Source organism: Escherichia sp. 10290, from assembly GCF_030295155.1.
GTDB lineage: Bacteria > Pseudomonadota > Gammaproteobacteria > Enterobacterales > Enterobacteriaceae > Escherichia > Escherichia coli_F.
The window spans coordinates 3,959,244-3,977,188 of the sequence record NZ_AP025741.1 but is presented as its reverse complement, the minus strand read 5'-3'; the positions used below and the strand labels follow the sequence as shown (position 1 = coordinate 3,977,188).

Sequence of the window (17,945 nt, the reverse complement as noted above, 5' to 3'; positions counted from 1 at the left end):
TTAATTAAAAGTTGCGAAAGTCTATTCCGGGGATGGAGTAAATGCTATTCGTATCTTTCTTTTTCGGATGTTATAAAGGTTTTGATATTTAAGATAAATACATGGCCGTTTTTTATATGTAATTTATATAACGACATTGAAATAATTTAAATAAACATTAGTAGATTATTTATTCATCAACATGATGATAAAAGCCGGATGAGTCAGACATCCGGCGAGGAGATTTGTTTTAAGGTTCCAGTTTTGGATCTGGTCCAAAGCGGTTTTCGCCTGGCGTACCCGCCTGACAGTTAAAGACGATGATAATAAGCCAGCCGATAAACGGGATTAAGAACAACAGTGCCCACCATGCCGAGCGGTCGGTGTCGTGCAGGCGGCGGAACTGAACTGCCCACCATGGTAAAAACACCAGAATACCGTAGATTGTCGTCAGGATGCCTTCGCCACCGGCACGTTGCCAGCTGGATTTGCCCCTATATTTCCAGACATCTGTTATCACTTAACCCATTACAAGCCCGCTGCCGCAGATATTCCCGTGGCGAGCGATAACCCAGCGCACTATGCGGATGCCATTCGTTATAATGCTCGAACGCCTCTGCAAGGTTCTTTGCTGCCGTTAACCCGTCTGGTTTGGGCATGATACTGATGTAGTCACGCTTTATCGTTTTCACGAAGCTCTCTGCTATTCCGTTACTCTCCGGACTCCGCACCGCCGTGTTCTTCGGTTCAAGTCCCAACATCCGGGCGAACTGGCGTGTTTCATTAGCCCGGTAGCATGAACCATTATCCGTCAGCCACTCCACTGGAGACGACGGAAGATCGTTGCCGAAGCGGCGTTCCACCGCTCCCAGCATGACGTCCTGTACTGTTTCACTGTTGAAGCCGCCAGTAGTCACCGCCCAGTGCAGTGCCTCACGATCACAGCAGTCCAGCGCGAACGTGACACGCAGTCTCTCTCCGTTATCACAGCAGAACTCGAACCCGTCAGAGCACCATCGCTGATTGCTTTCTTTCACGGCCACTCTGCCTGTATGTGCCCGTTTCGATGGCGGTACAGCAGGTTTTCGCTCAAGCAACAGCGCATTCTGGCGCATGATCCGGTAAACACGTTTGGCATTGATCGCAGGCATACCATCAAGTTCTGCCTGTCTGCGAAGCAGCGCCCATACCCGACGATAACCATACGTGGGCAGCTCTCCGATAACATGGTGTATACGGAGAAGCACATCCGTATCATCAGTGTGACGACTGCGGCGGCCATCCATCCAGTCATCGGTTCGTCTGAGAATGACGTGCAACTGCGCACGCGACACCCGGAGACAACGGCTGACTAAGCTTACTCCCCATCCCCGGGCAATAAGGGCGCGTGCGCTATCCACTTTTTTGCCCGTCCATATTCAACGGCTTCTTTGAGGAGTTCATTTTCCATCGTTTTCTTGCCGAGCAGGCGCTGGAGTTCTTTAATCTGCTTCATGGCGGCAGCAAGTTCAGAGGCAGGAACAACCTGTTCTCCGGCGGCGACAGCAGTAAGACTTCCTTCCTGGTATTGCTTACGCCAGAGAAATAACTGGCTGGCTGCTACACCATGTTGCCGGGCAACGAGGGAGACCGTCATCCCCGGTTCAAAGCTCTGCTGAACAATTGCGATCTTTTCCTGTGTGGTACGCCGTCTGCGTTTCTCCGGCCCTAAGACATCAATCATCTGTTCTCCAATGACTAGTCTAAAAACTAGTATTAAGACTATCACTTATTTAAGTGATACTGGTTGTCTGGAGATTCAGGGGGCCAGTCTACCAGCCTAACATTTTATCCAGTAGCCCCAGCACGAACGTAAAGATGATGTTGACCAGAATAAACATCCAGTACTCTTTGCGCCGCGCACGACCCCGGAAACCGACATAATTTTTTAGTACTTTCAGATACCAGTCCATTTTTGCCTCAATTTTGCTCAATCACTTGTTTTTAAAGCAGCAAATTAAGAATAGACGTGAATGAAATGGCAGTAAATATTATCTCGATGAATTAATAAGGCGCTGTGAAGGATAAGGGCAAGCGCAAAATTGCCAGATGCGCTACGCTTATCTGGCCTGCGCGGTCATTGCAATATATTGAATATACAATGTTTTGTAGATCAGATAAGGCGTTCACGCCGCATCCGACATGAACAACACGCACTTAGCTAATTATCAGAGGCACCTCGTAAGGTGCTTTTTTTTAACCGAAGCGAACATCTCGTCCGTGCGGTTCATCGAGATCCTGCCACGGACCAATTGAAATAATCCCCGTAGGGTTGATGGTCTTATGGCTGCGGAAGTAGTGATTACGGATGTGAGCGAAATTGACGGTTTCGGCAATCCCTGGCATCTGGTAGATATCGCGCAGGAAGCCGTACAAGTTAAGGTAATCGCTGATACGGTGCTTATCGCACTTGAAGTGGGTGACATACACCGGATCAAAACGCACCAGTGTGGTCCACAGGCGAATATCGGCTTCGGTTAGCTGGTTGCCGGTCAGGTAACGATGCTGACCTAAAATCTGTTCCAGCCGCGCCAGCGATTCAAACACTTTCACCACTGCCTCGTCGTAGGCTTGCTGGCTGGTGGCAAAACCGGCTTTATACACGCCATTGTTAACGGTGTCGTAAATCCAGCCGTTAAGTTCGTCAATTTTCGGTTGCAGGGCTGGTGGGTAGTAATCTCCAGCTTTCGCACCCAGCGCATCAAACGCGGTATTGAACATGCGTATGATTTCTGCTGATTCGTTGCTGACGATGGTGTGGTTCTTTTTGTCCCACAGTACGGGAACAGTAACTCGTCCGCTGTAGTGTGGATCGGCGTGGAGATAAAGCTGATACAGAAATTCATGTTGATAGAGCGTGTCGCCGGTTGCTCCCGGAAAACTGTCATCAAAGGTCCAGCCGTTTTCCAGCATCAGCGGGTTCACTACGGAAACGGAAATAAACGGTTCCAGTCCTTTGAGCTTACGCATGATCAGTGTGCGGTGCGCCCACGGGCAGGCGAGTGAAACATAGAGATGATAACGATCTTTCTCTGCGGCAAAACCGCCTTTGCCAGTGGGGCCTGGCGCGCCATCGGCAGTGAGCCAGTTACGAAATGCGGAAGCTGAACGTTGAAATTTACCGCCGGTGGATTTGGTATCGTACCAGGTGTCATGCCAGACGCCGTCAATCAGTTGACCCATTTTTCTCTCCTCCAATAGCAAAAACGAGGAGCGTTTCTCCTCGTTTGAGACTGATGGCAAACGCAAAACTGCCTGATGCGCTATGCTTATCAGGCCTACGAGGTTTCTGCAATGTATTGAATTTGCATGTTTTTGTAGGCCGGATAAGGCGTTCACGCCGCATCCGGCATGAACAACGCGCACTTTGTCAACAATCTGAAACGAGGAGTGTTCCCCCTCGTTTTTTATCGTTAAGTATAGCGCGTACTTACCACTTTTTATTCAACAGACGGTCGATGCTATACGCGCCCGGACCGGTAATCGCCAGCAGCAGGAATCCGCCAGAAATAGTCAGGTTTTTCATAAACATCAGCGAGTTCATGCCTTCTGCAAAATTGCTGTGAAATAAAAATGCCGTCAGCAGCGTAAAGCCCGCAGTAAACAGGGCAGTGGTACGTGTCAGGAAACCGAACAGGATTGCCAGACCACCACCAAACTCAAGCAGAATCACCAGTGGCAACATAAAGCCAGGGACACCCATCGCTTCCATATATTGTTGCGTACCCGCGTAGCCAGTAATTTTTCCCCAACCTGCCGTAATAAACAGAATCGGCATTAAAATGCGTGCGACCAGTACCCCAACATCTTCTAATTTTTTCATCTTACTCTCCACTGCGCCGCTCAGGCTGCTGATTGTTTTTTTGTGCAAGGGCGCGGTATTAGCGTCGTTGCTTTCGATGGAGAGAATCATAAACGTGGCGAAGCGTGATTGTTAGCAAGGAAAACTGTCAAATATTTTCAAAAAATTTGAGGAATAAGGCCGGAATGTCTCCGGCCAGAGAGGAAGTTAACCGCGAAGCTGTTGTTGCTTGAGGGTTGTTTTCACCAGACGCCAGGCGCTCCATACACCAAAACCGCGTCTGGCCCAGCGGACCAGCATATTGGGATGACGAATCGTCCAGATAGCCATCACACTACTGCCAACCAGCGCCCAGGAGCGCAGACTCAGCAGCATATTCCAGCGACGATCATAAGCGCCTGTCGCCTCCAGCCATTCACGACGACTGGCGGAAAGATCCAGCCGTTGTTGCTGGATCTGGCTAAGCAGTTGCGCCTTACGTCGTTCACGTTCGACTTTACTGCTCACGGGACTCCTCCTCGAGCAGTTGCCGATCGTTTGCCAGCTCATGGCGCGTATGGCGCAGTAAGGTGGATTTACGCGATTTACGTAACGTCCAGATACCGCCAATGAGTGCCAGTAGCAGCAACACCACGGTGGTGGCAATCATCGCATTCAGGCGATATTGCGGATCAACCGCCCAGATAATCAGCACCATCAGGCTCATAAGACCAAATGCAGCGAAAAGCATCGTCAGGCCCAGCATCAGTAAAAGCTGAAAGAGATTGGCTTTTTCCTCTTCCAGCTCCACCACCGCCAGCCGCAGACGTGTCTCCACCATTTCAACCATGATGGAAACAATTCGCTGCCCGATGCCCAGAACGCTTTTACCGGGCCCTTGCGCGTGATGAGTGTCCGCCATAATTAACGACGCGACAGCAGAACGCCGAGCACTACACCGATTGCAGCGCCAATGCCCACGCCCGTCCATGGATTTTCACGCACATACTCATCGGCACGCGCCGCCGCGACACGGGTTTGTTTGGCAATGGCATCACCGGTTTCACCCAGGCGATAACGGCTCTGTTTCAGTGCCTGCTCCGCTTTGCTACGAATCTTACTCAACTCTTCTTTCGACTTCTCGCCAGATGAGCTAAGCACCTCTTCCAGCGTATCGGAAAGGGATTTCAACTCAGCACGCAGATGTTCCGTAGTGTGTTCTTTCGACATAGTTTTCTCCAGGTGAGTAAGTAGTGACTATTGTGAGTTAGTAGTCGCGCGCTTCCAGCTTTTTCAGCTCTTCCTGCGCTTCTGCCAGTTTCCGTTCGCGTTTGGCAATCTTATCGGCATCGCCTTTTTGCTTCGCCTCGGCTAAATCTTGCTGGCGTTCCGCCACCTCATCTTTCTGCTTTGCGATTTTCTTCTGATGATCGGCACGCAGCTGGCTATCTGAACAGTTGGCCCGGACTTCACTCAGGGCTTTATTCAGACCGTCAATACGATTCTGGTTTTGGTGTTTTTCGGCATAGCTGATCTCCTTAAGGATATTTTGCTCCTTTTCCTGACACAGGGTAGTGGCATAACTACCGGTACTAAGAGCAAAAAGAGAAACAGCTAAAGCGATGCGGTATTTCATTCTTGAACCTTCCATTGTGATTCGGACCTATTACAAAGGAACGATTGTCCAGACAACGAAGCGGTAGTGTTAACCACCGCCTCATTAATCATAGACAGTTACGGTGAAATCACCAAAGTGAGTGATCTGTTTCGGATAACAGGAAGTTATCCGAAGCGATGAGAGTTATCCCGCAATCGGGTTAGCCATTGCATAGCCTGACTATTATTGTCCTGCTGCGCAATGATGTAGCCATGGGGCAATGTTCTGTCGAGAACCGCTTTTGCTGCGGCACTCTGGTCGCTGGAGTCAAACGTAATTAACAGAGTGTCGTTTTTAGGGGTGATGCTTTTGAAGGGGATGCCGTGAGCGTCAAGGTGATGCCAGATTGAAAAACCGTCTGGCATCGTTGTGCCTTGATGAACGGCACGAATCGCCAGCGTAGACTCTTGCTGGCGAACCGCGGACCAGGCCAGCAACAGCGTGCCGACCAGAAGTAAAACAGCGCCGGACCAGGTTAGCTGGCGAAGCGACATGCGAGGTATTTGCATCCCTTACCCCCGATTTCCATATTTCTTTTTCCATAACACGACCAGAGAACCTGCCAGGCCAAACACCAGCAGCACCACCGGGAGCAGCATCAGGCATGACATCAGCTGGTCCTCGTACTTTAAAAATACCGGCGTTTTGCCGAGCATGTAACCCAGAGTTGTCAGGATTAATACCCACAGCAGACCGCTCATCCAGTTGAAGAACTGAAAGCGCGCGTTATTCAGCCCTGATAACCCGGCAATCGTCGGCAGCAGTGTTCTGACAAACGCAATAAAGCGACCAATTAACAGCGCCGATAAACCGTGTTTATGAAAAAGATGGTGTGCGCGTTGATGATAATGCGCGGGTAAATGAGATAGCCAGTTTTGTACGGTGCGGGTATTGCCCAGCCATCGCCCCTGAATATAGCTGACCCAGCAGCCGAGGCTGGCGGCAACGGTCAGTAGCAGAATCGTTTGCGGATAGCCCATCGCGCCTTTCGCAATCAATACGCCGACCAACACCAGTAAACTGTCGCCCGGTAAAAAGGCCGCCGGAAGCAAGCCGTTTTCAAGGAACAAAATTACAAATAAAACAAAATAGAGCATGCCAATCATCGACGGATTGGCCAGGGTTTCAAAATCCTGCGCCCACAGGGCTTGCAGCAATTGGGTCAAAAGTTCCATTCATTATTCCTGGTGAATCGGTTAACGCCACGCTGGTTTTAAAAGATGCACTACCGCAATGTTATTGCTGTTTTGGTATGTTCTGCGGGTTTGATACATCAACACAGCCTGAACTATTCCCTGTTAAATCGTGAGATAAGAAAGCATTCAAAAGCATAAATTCAAATTGAATCTAATTGTAACAAAGGTCAACGTTGTTCGTTATCAAAATTACATGTCCGTGGAGTCTGATTTTGCTGAATGCAGGGGAGGGTGGCGAGAGGATTTACACAGGCTGACACTTTATACTTTTCGCTTACCGACGAGGCAAACAGGCGCGTCGTTGCGCCTGCCGAATGGGGATTTCATTTGCTGCCGCTGGTGGCCGTATCAAGATGCACAACGGGATTTTCGGCGAACAGATAGCGGTCGGCATTGAACTCGAAATCGTCGCTGGTTTCGTTAAATAACATGATCTTGGTGTTTTCCAGATGCTGCCACATTGCCAGCTTCGCGGCATGGGGATCTTTACGAATTAACGCTTTGAGGATCTGATCGTGGTCATCGCACCAGTTATCGACAGTACGGGCATCAATATGCTCGTGCAGTTTTTTCCAGTATGGGTTATGGCTACGTTGGGTCCACATTTTTTCAACGATGGCTGCCAGGGCGGAGTTCTGCGTCGCCAGGGCAACCTGAATATGGAACTGCAAATCCCACTCGGAATCACGGAAGCATTGTTCGCCGCGCGCCTGCTCCTGGATGGCCATCAGTTTCATGATGTCCTGTTTGGTTACCTGGGTCGCTGCGAACTCGGCAATATTACTTTCGATGAGCTGACGTGCCTGAAGCAGCTCAAACGGACCGTAATTGGCGAATTCCATATTAGTGTCAGCTGATTGCTGATGGCGCGGCTGGTTGGAAACCACATGAATACCCGAGCCTTTACGCACCTCCACATAGCCTTCAACTTCAAGCATGATGATGGCTTCACGAACCACGGTGCGACTGACGTTCTTTTCATCGGCAATAAAGCGTTCAGCAGGCAGTTTATCACCCACCAGATAGACGCCCTGTTCGATGCGCTCTTTCAGATCAGCGGCAAGTTGTTGATACAAACGGCGTGGTTCAGTGATTTCCATATGCGCTCCAGGCATGATACGGCAGACTATATTTGTTATACCACTTTTGCGAGTTTAGCTCTACTCGCAGTGATGAAAAAGCCGCCTGAGAAGGCGGCTTTGAAGGGAAACTAAAACTTACACGAAGCCTTAATGTTGCGGTGCGGGATCGTTATGTGATTCCTGCGCCACCTCAATCGCCGGTTTGTTCTGCAACACAGTCCAGATAACCAGCGCACCCAGCAGGTCGAATACTGCCAGAACTGCGAACAGCGGGCTGAAGCCGATGGTGTCAGCCAGTGCACCGACTACCAGTGCAAACAGCGTACTTGCCAGCCATGCGGACATCCCGGTTAAACCGTTCGCCGTCGCCACTTCGTTACGACCGAACACGTCAGAAGAGAGCGTAATCAGTGCGCCAGACAGGGCCTGGTGAGCAAAACCACCGATACACAGCAGCATAATCGCGACATACGGGTTAGTGAACAGACCGATCATCCCTGGGCCAATCATCAGCACCGCACCCAGCGTTACTACCATCTTACGGGAAACGATCAGGTTCACGCCAAACCAACGCTGGAACAGCGGCGGCAGGTAACCACCGAGGATACAACCAAGGTCAGCAAACAGCATCGGCATCCAGGCGAACATCGCGATCTCTTTCAGGTTAAAGCCGTAAACTTTAAACATGAACAGCGGGATCCACGCGTTAAAAGTACCCCAGGCAGGTTCAGCCAGGAAACGCGGTAGCGCGATACCCCAGAACTGACGGTTACGCAGGATCTGACCAACGGACATTTTCTTCGCTGTGTCAACCTGGTGCTGGGCTTCCTGACCATTAATAATGTAGTCACGTTCTTCATCGGTCAGATGTTTCTGGTCGCGCGGATGCTTGTAGAAAATCAGCCATGCCATCGCCCAGATAAAGCTCAGCGCACCGGAGATGATAAATGCCATCTGCCAGCTGTGCATCACGATTGCCCATACCACCAGCGGCGGCGCAATCATCGCACCAATCGAAGAACCTACGTTAAAGTAGCCGACCGCGATGGAACGCTCTTTTGCCGGGAACCATTCGGAACTGGCTTTCAGACCCGCCGGGATCATCGCCGCCTCTGCAGCACCTACCGCACCACGAGCAACCGCCAGGCCACCCCAGCTACCTGCCAGCGCGGTTGCGCCACAGAACACAGCCCACAGTACAGCAAACATTGCGTAACCGATTTTCGTACCCAGCACATCCAGTACATAACCTGCTACCGGTTGCATGACCGTATAAGCAGCAGAATAGGCTGCGATGATATAGGAATACTGTTGGGTGGAGATGTTTAACTCTTCCATCAGAGTTGGCGCAGCTGCCGCCACAGTGTTACGCGTCAGGTAACCAAGCACGGTGCCGAGCGTCACCAGTGCGATCATATACCAACGTAACCCTTTAATTTTACGCATGTAAAACCTCATCGTTTTGTTATATCCGCAGGAAGCGCGGCCATCATCCCGCCAGAGGCTGAAGATGTTAGTTACGACCGGGTAACCGAAAAAAAACCGGCACGCCCCGAACGTTGCCATGAAAGTTTCGTGCTAATTCGGCTTCCGTACCGGTTAACCCGATTCATCTAACAAATGAATGAATCGGCAATTTGCATTCCGTCGACTTATGATTTGCGACGGCAGAAAGATAACTTGTCATACAACTTTAAAAGGTGAGAGCCATCACAAATGTGGGAATATTTGTAGGGACATTACCTGATGACAGCGAGGCCAGTACTGGCGCGGCTTGCAGCGAGATTTACCACTTTGAGAGTAATTTTTTTAACTACGTTTATTGATCTATCTCACGAAAATATCTTCGGACTCTGGAAATTGGTGTGATAACTTTGTCAGCATCGCACCATAAGCAAGCTAGCTCACTCGTTGAGAGGAAGACGAAAATGACTCCGTTTATGACTGAAGATTTCCTGTTAGATACCGAATTTGCCCGCCGTCTGTATCACGACTACGCAAAAGACCAGCCGATTTTCGATTACCATTGCCATTTGCCGCCGCAGCAGATTGCGGAAGACTATCGTTTTAAAAACCTGTATGACATCTGGCTGAAAGGTGATCACTACAAATGGCGTGCTATGCGCACTAATGGCGTGGCTGAGCGTCTGTGTACCGGTGATGCGTCTGACCGTGAAAAATTTGACGCCTGGGCGGCGACCGTTCCGCACACTATCGGCAACCCGTTATACCACTGGACGCACCTCGAACTGCGTCGTCCATTTGGTATTACCGGCAAATTGCTTTCCCCGTCTACCGCTGACGAAATCTGGAACGAATGTAACGAACTGCTGGCGCAGGATAATTTCTCTGCGCGCGGCATCATGCAGCAGATGAACGTGAAAATGGTCGGCACCACCGACGATCCGATCGATTCTCTGGAGCATCACGCAGAGATCGCCAAAGACGGCTCTTTCACCATTAGAGTGCTGCCGAGCTGGCGTCCGGACAAGGCCTTCAACATCGAACAGGCGACCTTTAACGACTACATGGCGAAGCTGGGCGAAGTTTCCGATACCGACATTCGCCGCTTTGCTGACCTGCAAACTGCCCTGACTAAACGTCTGGATCACTTCGCCGCTCACGGCTGTAAAGTGTCTGACCACGCGCTGGACGTGGTGATGTTTGCTGAAGCGAACGAAGCGGAACTGGACAGCATTCTGGCGCGCCGTCTGGCAGGCGAAACCCTGAGCGAGCACGAAGTGGCACAGTTCAAAACTGCGGTGCTGGTGTTCCTTGGTGCCGAATACGCACGTCGCGGCTGGGTACAGCAGTACCACATCGGCGCACTGCGTAATAACAACCTGCGTCAGTTCAAACTGCTGGGGCCGGATGTAGGTTTTGATTCCATCAACGACCGTCCGATGGCAGAAGAGCTGTCTAAGTTGCTGAGCAAGCAGAACGAAGAAAACCTGCTGCCGAAAACCATTCTCTACTGCCTGAACCCGCGCGATAACGAAGTGCTGGGCACCATGATCGGTAACTTCCAGGGCGAAGGTATGCCGGGCAAAATGCAGTTCGGTTCCGGCTGGTGGTTTAACGATCAGAAAGACGGTATGGAACGTCAGATGACCCAACTGGCGCAGCTCGGTCTGCTGAGCCGCTTTGTCGGTATGCTGACTGACAGCCGTAGCTTCCTGTCATACACCCGTCACGAATACTTCCGCCGCATTCTGTGCCAGATGATTGGCCGCTGGGTGGAAGCGGGCGAAGCACCGGCGGACATCAACCTGCTGGGCGAGATGGTGAAAAATATTTGCTTTAACAATGCGCGTGACTACTTCGCCATTGAACTGAACTAAGGTCTGGGGTTGATATGCAATACATCAAGATCCATGCGCTGGATAACGTCGCGGTTGCTTTAGCAGATTTGGCGGAAGGCACAGAAGTCAGTGTCGATAACCAAACTGTCACGCTGCGCCAGGATGTTGCTCGTGGACATAAATTTGCGTTAACGGATATCGCAAAAGGGGCCAACGTCATTAAATATGGCCTGCCGATTGGTTATGCATTGGCGGATATTGCGGCGGGGGAACACGTTCACGCCCACAATACGCGCACGAATCTCAGCGATCTGGATCAGTATCGCTATCAACCTGATTTTCAGGATCTGCCTGCGCAAGCGGCAGATCGTGAAGTGCAGATCTATCGTCGCGCTAACGGCGATGTCGGGGTGCGTAATGAGCTGTGGATCCTGCCAACCGTGGGTTGTGTTAACGGCATCGCGCGGCAGATCCAGAACCGTTTCCTGAAAGAGACCAACAACGCCGAAGGTACTGACGGCGTGTTCCTCTTCAGCCACACCTACGGCTGCTCGCAGCTGGGCGACGATCACATCAATACCCGCACCATGCTGCAAAATATGGTGCGCCACCCGAACGCGGGCGCAGTGCTGGTGATTGGCCTGGGTTGTGAAAACAACCAGGTTGCCGCATTCCGTGAAACGCTGGGCGATATCGATCCTGAACGCGTTCATTTCATGATCTGCCAACAGCAGGATGATGAGATCGAAGCCGGGATCGCGCATTTGCATCAGTTGTATAACGTAATGCGCAACGACAAACGTGAGCCGGGCAAACTCAGCGAACTGAAGTTTGGTCTGGAATGCGGTGGTTCTGACGGTCTTTCTGGTATTACTGCTAACCCAATGCTGGGGCGTTTCTCTGATTACGTCATTGCTAACGGCGGCACTACCGTACTGACCGAAGTGCCGGAGATGTTCGGCGCAGAGCAGTTGCTGATGGACCATTGTCGTGACGAAGCAACGTTTGAAAAACTGGTCACTATGGTCAACGACTTCAAGCAGTACTTTATTGCCCATGACCAGCCTATCTACGAAAACCCATCGCCGGGGAACAAAGCGGGCGGTATCACCACGCTGGAAGACAAATCACTTGGCTGTACCCAGAAAGCGGGTTCCAGCGTCGTGGTTGACGTGCTGCGTTACGGCGAGCGTCTGAAAACGCCGGGGCTGAACTTGTTAAGTGCGCCGGGTAACGATGCCGTAGCGACCAGCGCCCTGGCGGGTGCGGGCTGCCATATGGTGCTGTTCAGTACTGGTCGTGGCACGCCGTATGGTGGATTTGTGCCGACGGTGAAAATCGCCACCAACAGTGAACTGGCGGCGAAGAAAAAACACTGGATCGACTTTGACGCGGGTCAGCTGATCCACGGTAAAGCGATGCCGCAGTTGCTGGAAGAATTTATCGACACCATCGTTGAGTTTGCCAACGGTAAGCAAACCTGCAACGAGCGTAACGACTTCCGCGAACTGGCGATCTTTAAAAGCGGCGTAACGCTATAAAGTCGAAATGAGTTGTTAATAAAAAACGGCGTTTCATAATGTGAAGCGCCGTTTGCTTTTCCATACCTGCTAAGGATTTATCATGACCGCGTATTGGCTGGCCCAGGGCGTGGGTGTCATCGCCTTTCTGATTGGTATCACAACATTTTTCAATCGTGACGAACGTCGCTTCAAAAAGCAGCTTTCGGTCTATAGCGCCGTTATTGGCGTGCATTTTTTTCTTATGGGCACCTATCCCGCTGGTGCCAGTGCCATTCTTAATGCCATTCGTACGCTGATTACCTTACGCACGCGCAGCTTATGGATAATGGCGATCTTCATCGTGCTGACGGGAGGAGTTGGCCTGGCGAAGTTCCATCATCCCATGGAGCTGCTGCCGGTTATCGGCACGATTGTCAGTACCTGGGCGCTGTTCCGTTGTAAAGGGCTGACCATGCGCTGCGTGATGTGGTTTTCTACTTGTTGCTGGTTAACTCACAACATTTGGGCCGGGTCGATTGGTGGCACAATGATTGAAGGCAGTTTTCTGCTGATGAATGGCCTGAATATCATTCGTTTTTGGCGTATGCAGAGAAGGGGAATTGATCCGTTTAAAGTGGAGAAAACCCCTTCCGCCGTAGACGAAAGGGGCTAAGTATTAGTTACGCAGGGCGCTATTTGCCAGACGATCGTCTTCCGCCTGGCAAGCTGCTGCAGTGAACAGCACGTCAGTTGAAGAGTTCAGCGCGGTTTCGCAAGAGTCCTGCAATACGCCGATGATAAAGCCGACGGCAACCACCTGCATGGCGATATCGTTCGAAATACCGAACATATTACAGGCCAGCGGGATCAGCAGCAGAGAACCACCTGCCACGCCGGACGCACCACAGGCGCACAGAGAAGCCACTACGCTCAACAGCAGCGCCGTTGGTAGATCCACCGGAATACCCAGCGTATTAACCGCAGCCAGCGTCAACACGGTAATGGTGATTGCTGCGCCCGCCATATTGATCGTTGCACCTAGCGGAATAGAAACGGAATAGGTATCACGATCCAGATTCAGCTTTTCACACAGCGCCATATTCACCGGAATGTTCGCCGCAGAGCTGCGGGTGAAGAAGGCGTACACGCCGCTTTCGCGCAGGCACAGCAGCACCAGCGGGAACGGGTTACGACGAATTTTCCACCACACCAGCAATGGGTTAACCACCAGCGCCACCAGTAACATACAGCCAACCAGCACCACCAGCAGTTGCGCGTAGCCCCACAGTGTGGAGAAACCGGTGGTAGCCAGGGTAGAAGAAACCAACCCAAAAATACCGATCGGTGCGAAGCGAATGACCAGTTTCACCATAAAGGTGACGGCATTCGACATATCGTTGACCAGGTTTTTGGTGGTCTCGTTACCGTGACGCAGTGCGAAACCGAGGCCAATTGCCCACACCAGAATCCCGATGTAGTTACCTTTCAGCAGCGCGTCGATGGGGTTGGAAACCATGCTCATTACCAGCCCGCGCATCACTTCGACAATGCCTGACGGCGGCGAAATATCACCCGCGCTACTGGACAAGTGCAGGGTAGAAGGGAAGGCAAAGCTGAAGACTACTGCGGCCAGAGCAGCAGAGAAGGTGCCCAGTAGATAGAGGAACAAAATAGGACGGATATTGGTTTTCTGCCCGTGCTGGTGGTTAGCAATAGACGCCATTACCAGCATCAACACCAGGATGGGGGCAACGGCTTTCAGTGCGCCGACGAACAAAGTACCTAACAGACCAACAGCTTCCGCCGCGGGTTTTGAGATCCATGCCAGAAGAATCCCCAGAACAAGGCCGACCAGGATTTGTTTTACCAGGCTGCCATGAGCCAGACGCCGGAATAGCCCCGGTGAACGTTGCGTAGTCATTTTTCGATCCTTTCATTGTGTTGTCGCACATCCCTGGTGCGTTCTGTCGACGCATCTTTCAGGATGTAACAAAGTGTTTGCAAGGTCGAGTATAAGGAAAGTTACAGCTTCGGGAAGCGAAAAATGCTGGATTTTAAAGAGAGGTCATATTTTGCAACTTAATGGTTACATTTATTTGACATAAACAGAGGGAAGGACTGGCTGCTGAGACTGATTAGATAACATATAGGCAAAACTATTTGGCATATGAGAACTGTTGCGCTCCTGTGATGTACGATGCCACATAAAGTCACTGGCGCAGGGAGCGGCCAATCGCCGCTGCCCCGGCCTGCAGGGAACGCTTCGGTGATTTTGACGCCACTAACACCCAAGCGATCTTTTTGTAAAGAGCTATAAGTCGGTTACATACTTAATCGCTCATCTTTGTCTGGAAGGAGTTATCACCCGTAGTGGCTTAATATACAGCGAATTATCCCACCCGCTGCTTATCATGCCGATAATTCACCCAGGCGTTGATAATAAACGTCATCACCAGAATACCAAACACCACGCCCAGCGAAACGGCGATCGGAATATGGTAGAAATCGACAATCAGCATCTTGATACCGATAAACACCAGAATTACCGCCAGACCATATTTGAGCATCGAGAAACGTTCTGCTACGCCCGCCAACAGGAAATACATCGCACGCAGGCCGAGGATCGCAAACAGGTTTGAGGTCAGCACAATAAACGGATCGGTGGTCACGGCGAAGATAGCCGGAATGCTATCCACGGCGAAAATCACGTCGCTCAACTCCACCAGAATCAGTACCAGCATCAGCGGCGTGGCATACAACAAACCATTCTTACGCACAAAGAAATGCTCGTTGTCGATGGTGTCGGTCATGCGCAAATGACCGCGCAGCCAGCGCACCAGCGGCTTGTCACCAATACCTGATTCATCTTCATGAGCCAGCGCCATCTTCACGCCAGTAAACAGCAGGAAGGCACCGAAGATATACAGGATCCAGTCGAACTGCGAAATCAGCCAGCTGCCAGTGAAGATCATGATGGTACGCAGAACAATCGCCCCGAGTACGCCATACACGAGCACGCGGCGTTGTAATGCCGCCGGAACAGAGAAATAGCTGAACAACATCAGCCAGACGAAGACGTTATCGACCGCCAGTGATTTCTCAATCAGATAACCGGTGAGAAACGCCAGTGCCTGCGGGTCCGCGACTTCGCGCCCCTGCGTCTGGACTAAATACCACCAGAAAGCGGCGTTAAACAGTAACGATAGCGTCACCCAGACCAGCGACCAGGCTGCAGCCTGTTTCATGGTCATGGCATGCGCGCCACGACGCCCCTGCAACAACAGGTCGATAGCCAGCATAATGGCGACAACGACAGCGAATCCGCCCCATAGCAACGGCGTGCCGACAGTATTCATAGAAGTTCCTTACACATAAAAAAACGGCCAACGTCGGAAGACGTCAGCCGCTGCTTTTTATGCATAGACCTCGCCTTCCGGCAAGGTCTCACTTACAACAAAAAAGGAATACGTCTGCGTATTCCTTTCGGGTTGCCCGGTGACCGGATGTGGTTTTTCACACATCGTAATGACGATCGACCGGCAATGAAGTTACTCCCCTTTGCAGGTAACAAAGTATGACAGACCATTCGGTCAGTCAATGGTCTGTTACATCCCTTTTACACTGTTTTACTTTGGCTATTATAGTTTTACGCTATCTGCCGGAAAAATCACCCCGGTCTGGCGGCGGATCTCGGTCAGCAGCCTGGCGGTGATACGACTGACCGCCAGCCCTGGATGATCTACCAGATGTTCATCCACCAGGGTAGCGAACAGCTCTGCTTCGTACAGCATGGTATTAATATGCTGCGGTTGGGTAAGATCCTGCATCTGGCTGCCGCGCGGCACAAAGCAAACTTTCTGGCATTCAGACAGTTTTTCAATCACCAGCGATCCCGCTTCGCCCTGAATCTCACTTGCCAGCACAGAATCACTGACCTTTGAGTGCTGCAAGGTAACGCTGAAATCACCGTAATCCATCACCACCACGCCGTGGGCATCCACACCACTTGCCAGCAAACTGGCGGTTGCCTGCACGCTTTTCGGTTCACCAAATAACGCCACCGCCGACGCCAGACAGTAAAAGCCGATATCCATAATTGAACCGTTGGAGAATGCCGGATTGAAGGTGTTGGGATTCTCGCCGTCCAGATAACGTTGATATCGCGAGGAATATTGGCAATAGTTGAAAAAGACTTTACGCAATTTGCCAACTTTCGGCAGTACCTGGCGTAACAAATGGAAATTCGGCAGGCTGGCGGTTTTAAATGCCTCAAACAGCACCACCTGATTTTCCCGCGCACAGGCAATGGCGGCATCCACTTCCGCCAGATTCGACGCCAGCGGTTTCTCGCAAATCACATGAATTTTATGGCTAAGGAAAAGTTGTGTCTGGGAAAAATGCAGGGCATTCGGGCTGGCAATATACACCGCGTCAATGGCATCGCTTTCTGCCATCGCTTCCAGCGATGTAAACAGATGCTCGACAGAAAAATCATTGGCGAAGTGCTGGGCCTGTTCAAGGCTGCGGGAATAGACAGCGGTTAACTTGTATTTACCGCTCTCATGGGCGGCCTCGACGAACTGGCGGGTGATCCAGTTCGTGCCAATCACAGCGAAACGTATCATAACGCGTGGATACTCCATAAAGGGATTCTGCCGTCAATGTAGCACGCCTTTTTCATCTTCGACGTGCGCAGATACGCATTATTCTTTCGCCGGACAGCCATGCTCGCTAAACGGCCCAATCATGACCGACGGCCCGAGATATTTCGGCTGTCGATGGAGGATTTTCGCGTCAATCACTGCGCTGACGCGAGCGAGTTTCTCCCGCAGCTGAGTATAAAAACCATGTTTCATATTCAGGTCTGGTGCGTTAAACCCGATGGCATCGATGCCGTACTGTTTTGCCAGCCAGATGGCGCGTTGGTTATGAAATTCTTGCGAAATAATAGTGATATGGCTTTCACCAAACACCTTTTTGGCACGCACCACCGAATCAAGCGTTGAGAATCCGGCGTAGTCGCAGAAGATGACTTTTGCGGGTACGCCTTTAGCGATCAAAGCCTGCTGCATGCCTGAGGCTTCATCGTAATTTTTACGTCCGTTATCGCCGCTCACTAGTAGCCATTTCACTTTTCCGGCGTGGTACAACTCTGCTGCGGTATCAATACGTCGGGTAAAGTAGCGATTACCCGGCCTCGCCCCCAGCAATAAACCCACGTTACGCGCCGGAACGGCGTTGACATCGCTCCAGGTCAGCTGCTTGCTGGCGTTGACCATAACGCGATCGGCAATAAAAATGGTCGCTCCTGCTATAAGCAACAATAAACAGCCAAGCTTTAGAGTCCGGCGAGAAAAACAAATACGGAGAAGAAGGCGGGCAAAGGCGCGCAGCATGGTCGTTATCC

The 17,945-nt window shown here is 51.2% G+C and carries 19 protein-coding genes and 2 pseudogenes; 3 read left to right on the top strand and 18 right to left on the bottom strand.

The genetic code is table 11. The annotated features are described in order from the left end of the window. Positions 1 to 229: 229 nt before the first annotated feature. From QUE74_RS20105 to exuT, 14 genes and pseudogenes are all read right to left on the bottom strand, one after another. Positions 230 to 460: pseudogene (locus QUE74_RS20105) on the bottom strand (DUF805 domain-containing protein); the annotation flags it as partial. A gap of 13 nt (positions 461 to 473) precedes the next feature. After that, a protein-coding gene (locus tag QUE74_RS20100; protein WP_088895425.1) for an IS3-like element IS2 family transposase occupies positions 474 to 1,702 on the bottom strand; the annotation gives its coding sequence in 2 pieces (ribosomal slippage) (positions 474 to 1,387 and positions 1,387 to 1,702; 1,230 coding nt in all). 91 nt (positions 1,703 to 1,793) lie between these two features. Beyond that, positions 1,794 to 1,931, bottom strand: a pseudogene (locus tag QUE74_RS20095) (DUF805 domain-containing protein); the annotation flags it as partial. Between the two features lie 283 nt (positions 1,932 to 2,214). Then, positions 2,215 to 3,201 carry a glutathionyl-hydroquinone reductase YqjG gene (gene yqjG / locus QUE74_RS20090; protein WP_000531181.1) on the bottom strand — a complete coding sequence of 329 codons (987 nt, stop codon included), beginning with the start codon at positions 3,199 to 3,201 and terminating at the stop codon, positions 2,215 to 2,217. Between the two features lie 247 nt (positions 3,202 to 3,448). Then, complete coding sequence (locus QUE74_RS20085; protein WP_000732238.1) at positions 3,449 to 3,841, bottom strand: DoxX family protein; 393 nt, start codon at positions 3,839 to 3,841, stop codon at positions 3,449 to 3,451. Between the two features lie 186 nt (positions 3,842 to 4,027). After that, the gene (locus QUE74_RS20080) at positions 4,028 to 4,327 is read right to left on the bottom strand and encodes a YqjK-like family protein (protein WP_000096086.1); all 300 of its coding nucleotides are present in this window, start codon (positions 4,325 to 4,327) and stop codon (positions 4,028 to 4,030) included. After that, a complete protein-coding gene (locus QUE74_RS20075; protein ID WP_000785722.1) occupies positions 4,317 to 4,721 on the bottom strand; it encodes a phage holin family protein in 405 nt (134 codons plus the stop codon). The genes QUE74_RS20080 and QUE74_RS20075 overlap by 11 nt, the downstream gene beginning before the upstream one ends. Positions 4,722 to 4,723: 2 nt before the next feature. After that, the gene (locus QUE74_RS20070) at positions 4,724 to 5,029 is read right to left on the bottom strand and encodes an ElaB/YgaM/YqjD family protein (RefSeq protein ID WP_000031415.1); all 306 of its coding nucleotides are present in this window, start codon (positions 5,027 to 5,029) and stop codon (positions 4,724 to 4,726) included. A gap of 37 nt (positions 5,030 to 5,066) precedes the next feature. Next, the gene (gene yqjC, locus QUE74_RS20065; RefSeq protein WP_001352920.1) at positions 5,067 to 5,435 is read right to left on the bottom strand and encodes a DUF1090 family protein YqjC; all 369 of its coding nucleotides are present in this window, start codon (positions 5,433 to 5,435) and stop codon (positions 5,067 to 5,069) included. Between the two features lie 146 nt (positions 5,436 to 5,581). Then, a complete protein-coding gene (mzrA, locus tag QUE74_RS20060; protein ID WP_001166773.1) occupies positions 5,582 to 5,965 on the bottom strand; it encodes an EnvZ/OmpR regulon moderator MzrA in 384 nt (127 codons plus the stop codon). A 3-nt stretch (positions 5,966 to 5,968) separates the two neighbouring features. Next, positions 5,969 to 6,631 carry a DedA family general envelope maintenance protein YqjA gene (yqjA, locus tag QUE74_RS20055; RefSeq protein ID WP_000422149.1) on the bottom strand — a complete coding sequence of 221 codons (663 nt, stop codon included), beginning with the start codon at positions 6,629 to 6,631 and terminating at the stop codon, positions 5,969 to 5,971. Between the two features lie 21 nt (positions 6,632 to 6,652). Further along, positions 6,653 to 6,736 (bottom strand): protein YqiM, encoded by an 84-nt coding sequence (yqiM, locus tag QUE74_RS20050; RefSeq protein WP_211180508.1) that lies wholly within the window; start codon positions 6,734 to 6,736, stop codon positions 6,653 to 6,655. Between the two features lie 239 nt (positions 6,737 to 6,975). Next, entirely contained in the window at positions 6,976 to 7,752 is a 777-nt protein-coding gene (gene exuR / locus QUE74_RS20045; protein WP_000406496.1) for a transcriptional regulator ExuR, read from the bottom strand. Between the two features lie 129 nt (positions 7,753 to 7,881). Further along, positions 7,882 to 9,180: a hexuronate transporter ExuT gene (gene exuT / locus QUE74_RS20040; protein WP_001298326.1), complete on the bottom strand. Its 1,299-nt coding sequence runs from the start codon at positions 9,178 to 9,180 to the stop codon at positions 7,882 to 7,884. A gap of 482 nt (positions 9,181 to 9,662) precedes the next feature. Between exuT and uxaC the strand changes: the two genes are divergently transcribed. The 3 genes from uxaC (at position 9,663) to QUE74_RS20025 (ending at position 13,211) form a co-directional block, all read left to right on the top strand. Beyond that, positions 9,663 to 11,075 (top strand): glucuronate isomerase, encoded by a 1,413-nt coding sequence (gene uxaC, locus QUE74_RS20035; protein WP_000187451.1) that lies wholly within the window; start codon positions 9,663 to 9,665, stop codon positions 11,073 to 11,075. A gap of 14 nt (positions 11,076 to 11,089) precedes the next feature. Continuing rightward, positions 11,090 to 12,577 (top strand): altronate dehydratase, encoded by a 1,488-nt coding sequence (gene uxaA / locus QUE74_RS20030; RefSeq protein ID WP_001199369.1) that lies wholly within the window; start codon positions 11,090 to 11,092, stop codon positions 12,575 to 12,577. Between the two features lie 82 nt (positions 12,578 to 12,659). Continuing rightward, positions 12,660 to 13,211 (top strand): YgjV family protein, encoded by a 552-nt coding sequence (locus QUE74_RS20025; protein WP_000128150.1) that lies wholly within the window; start codon positions 12,660 to 12,662, stop codon positions 13,209 to 13,211. 3 nt (positions 13,212 to 13,214) lie between these two features. Here the strand turns inward: QUE74_RS20025 and sstT are convergent, their stop codons facing one another. The 4 genes from sstT to QUE74_RS20005 form a co-directional block, all read right to left on the bottom strand. Further along, entirely contained in the window at positions 13,215 to 14,459 is a 1,245-nt protein-coding gene (gene sstT, locus QUE74_RS20020; RefSeq protein ID WP_000211655.1) for a serine/threonine transporter SstT, read from the bottom strand. A gap of 469 nt (positions 14,460 to 14,928) precedes the next feature. Beyond that, positions 14,929 to 15,894, bottom strand: a complete 966-nt coding sequence (gene alx, locus QUE74_RS20015) for a TerC family membrane protein Alx (RefSeq protein ID WP_001098820.1) — start codon at positions 15,892 to 15,894, stop codon at positions 14,929 to 14,931. 282 nt (positions 15,895 to 16,176) lie between these two features. After that, complete coding sequence (locus tag QUE74_RS20010; protein WP_001360983.1) at positions 16,177 to 17,163, bottom strand: Gfo/Idh/MocA family protein; 987 nt, start codon at positions 17,161 to 17,163, stop codon at positions 16,177 to 16,179. A 78-nt stretch (positions 17,164 to 17,241) separates the two neighbouring features. Continuing rightward, positions 17,242 to 17,934, bottom strand: a complete 693-nt coding sequence (locus tag QUE74_RS20005) for a SanA/YdcF family protein (RefSeq protein ID WP_000942563.1) — start codon at positions 17,932 to 17,934, stop codon at positions 17,242 to 17,244. Between the last annotated feature and the right edge of the window lie 11 nt (positions 17,935 to 17,945).

What these genes read in the sequence shown, in the direction of transcription:
- uxaA (WP_001199369.1), top strand. Translation starts at nt 11,090, where the DNA reads ATGCAATACATCAAGATCCATGCGCTGGATAACGTCGCGGTTGCTTTA.
- uxaC (WP_000187451.1), top strand. Translation starts at nt 9,663, where the DNA reads ATGACTCCGTTTATGACTGAAGATTTCCTGTTAGATACCGAATTTGCC.
- alx (WP_001098820.1), bottom strand. Translation starts at nt 15,894, where the DNA reads ATGAATACTGTCGGCACGCCGTTGCTATGGGGCGGATTCGCTGTCGTT.
- QUE74_RS20075 (WP_000785722.1), bottom strand. Translation starts at nt 4,721, where the DNA reads ATGGCGGACACTCATCACGCGCAAGGGCCCGGTAAAAGCGTTCTGGGC.
- sstT (WP_000211655.1), bottom strand. Translation starts at nt 14,459, where the DNA reads ATGACTACGCAACGTTCACCGGGGCTATTCCGGCGTCTGGCTCATGGC.
- exuR (WP_000406496.1), bottom strand. Translation starts at nt 7,752, where the DNA reads ATGGAAATCACTGAACCACGCCGTTTGTATCAACAACTTGCCGCTGAT.
- yqjG (WP_000531181.1), bottom strand. Translation starts at nt 3,201, where the DNA reads ATGGGTCAACTGATTGACGGCGTCTGGCATGACACCTGGTACGATACC.
- QUE74_RS20025 (WP_000128150.1), top strand. Translation starts at nt 12,660, where the DNA reads ATGACCGCGTATTGGCTGGCCCAGGGCGTGGGTGTCATCGCCTTTCTG.
- yqjC (WP_001352920.1), bottom strand. Translation starts at nt 5,435, where the DNA reads ATGAAATACCGCATCGCTTTAGCTGTTTCTCTTTTTGCTCTTAGTACC.
- QUE74_RS20005 (WP_000942563.1), bottom strand. Translation starts at nt 17,934, where the DNA reads ATGCTGCGCGCCTTTGCCCGCCTTCTTCTCCGTATTTGTTTTTCTCGC.
- yqjA (WP_000422149.1), bottom strand. Translation starts at nt 6,631, where the DNA reads ATGGAACTTTTGACCCAATTGCTGCAAGCCCTGTGGGCGCAGGATTTT.
- QUE74_RS20085 (WP_000732238.1), bottom strand. Translation starts at nt 3,841, where the DNA reads ATGAAAAAATTAGAAGATGTTGGGGTACTGGTCGCACGCATTTTAATG.
- exuT (WP_001298326.1), bottom strand. Translation starts at nt 9,180, where the DNA reads ATGCGTAAAATTAAAGGGTTACGTTGGTATATGATCGCACTGGTGACG.
- mzrA (WP_001166773.1), bottom strand. Translation starts at nt 5,965, where the DNA reads ATGCAAATACCTCGCATGTCGCTTCGCCAGCTAACCTGGTCCGGCGCT.
- QUE74_RS20070 (WP_000031415.1), bottom strand. Translation starts at nt 5,029, where the DNA reads ATGTCGAAAGAACACACTACGGAACATCTGCGTGCTGAGTTGAAATCC.
- QUE74_RS20010 (WP_001360983.1), bottom strand. Translation starts at nt 17,163, where the DNA reads ATGATACGTTTCGCTGTGATTGGCACGAACTGGATCACCCGCCAGTTC.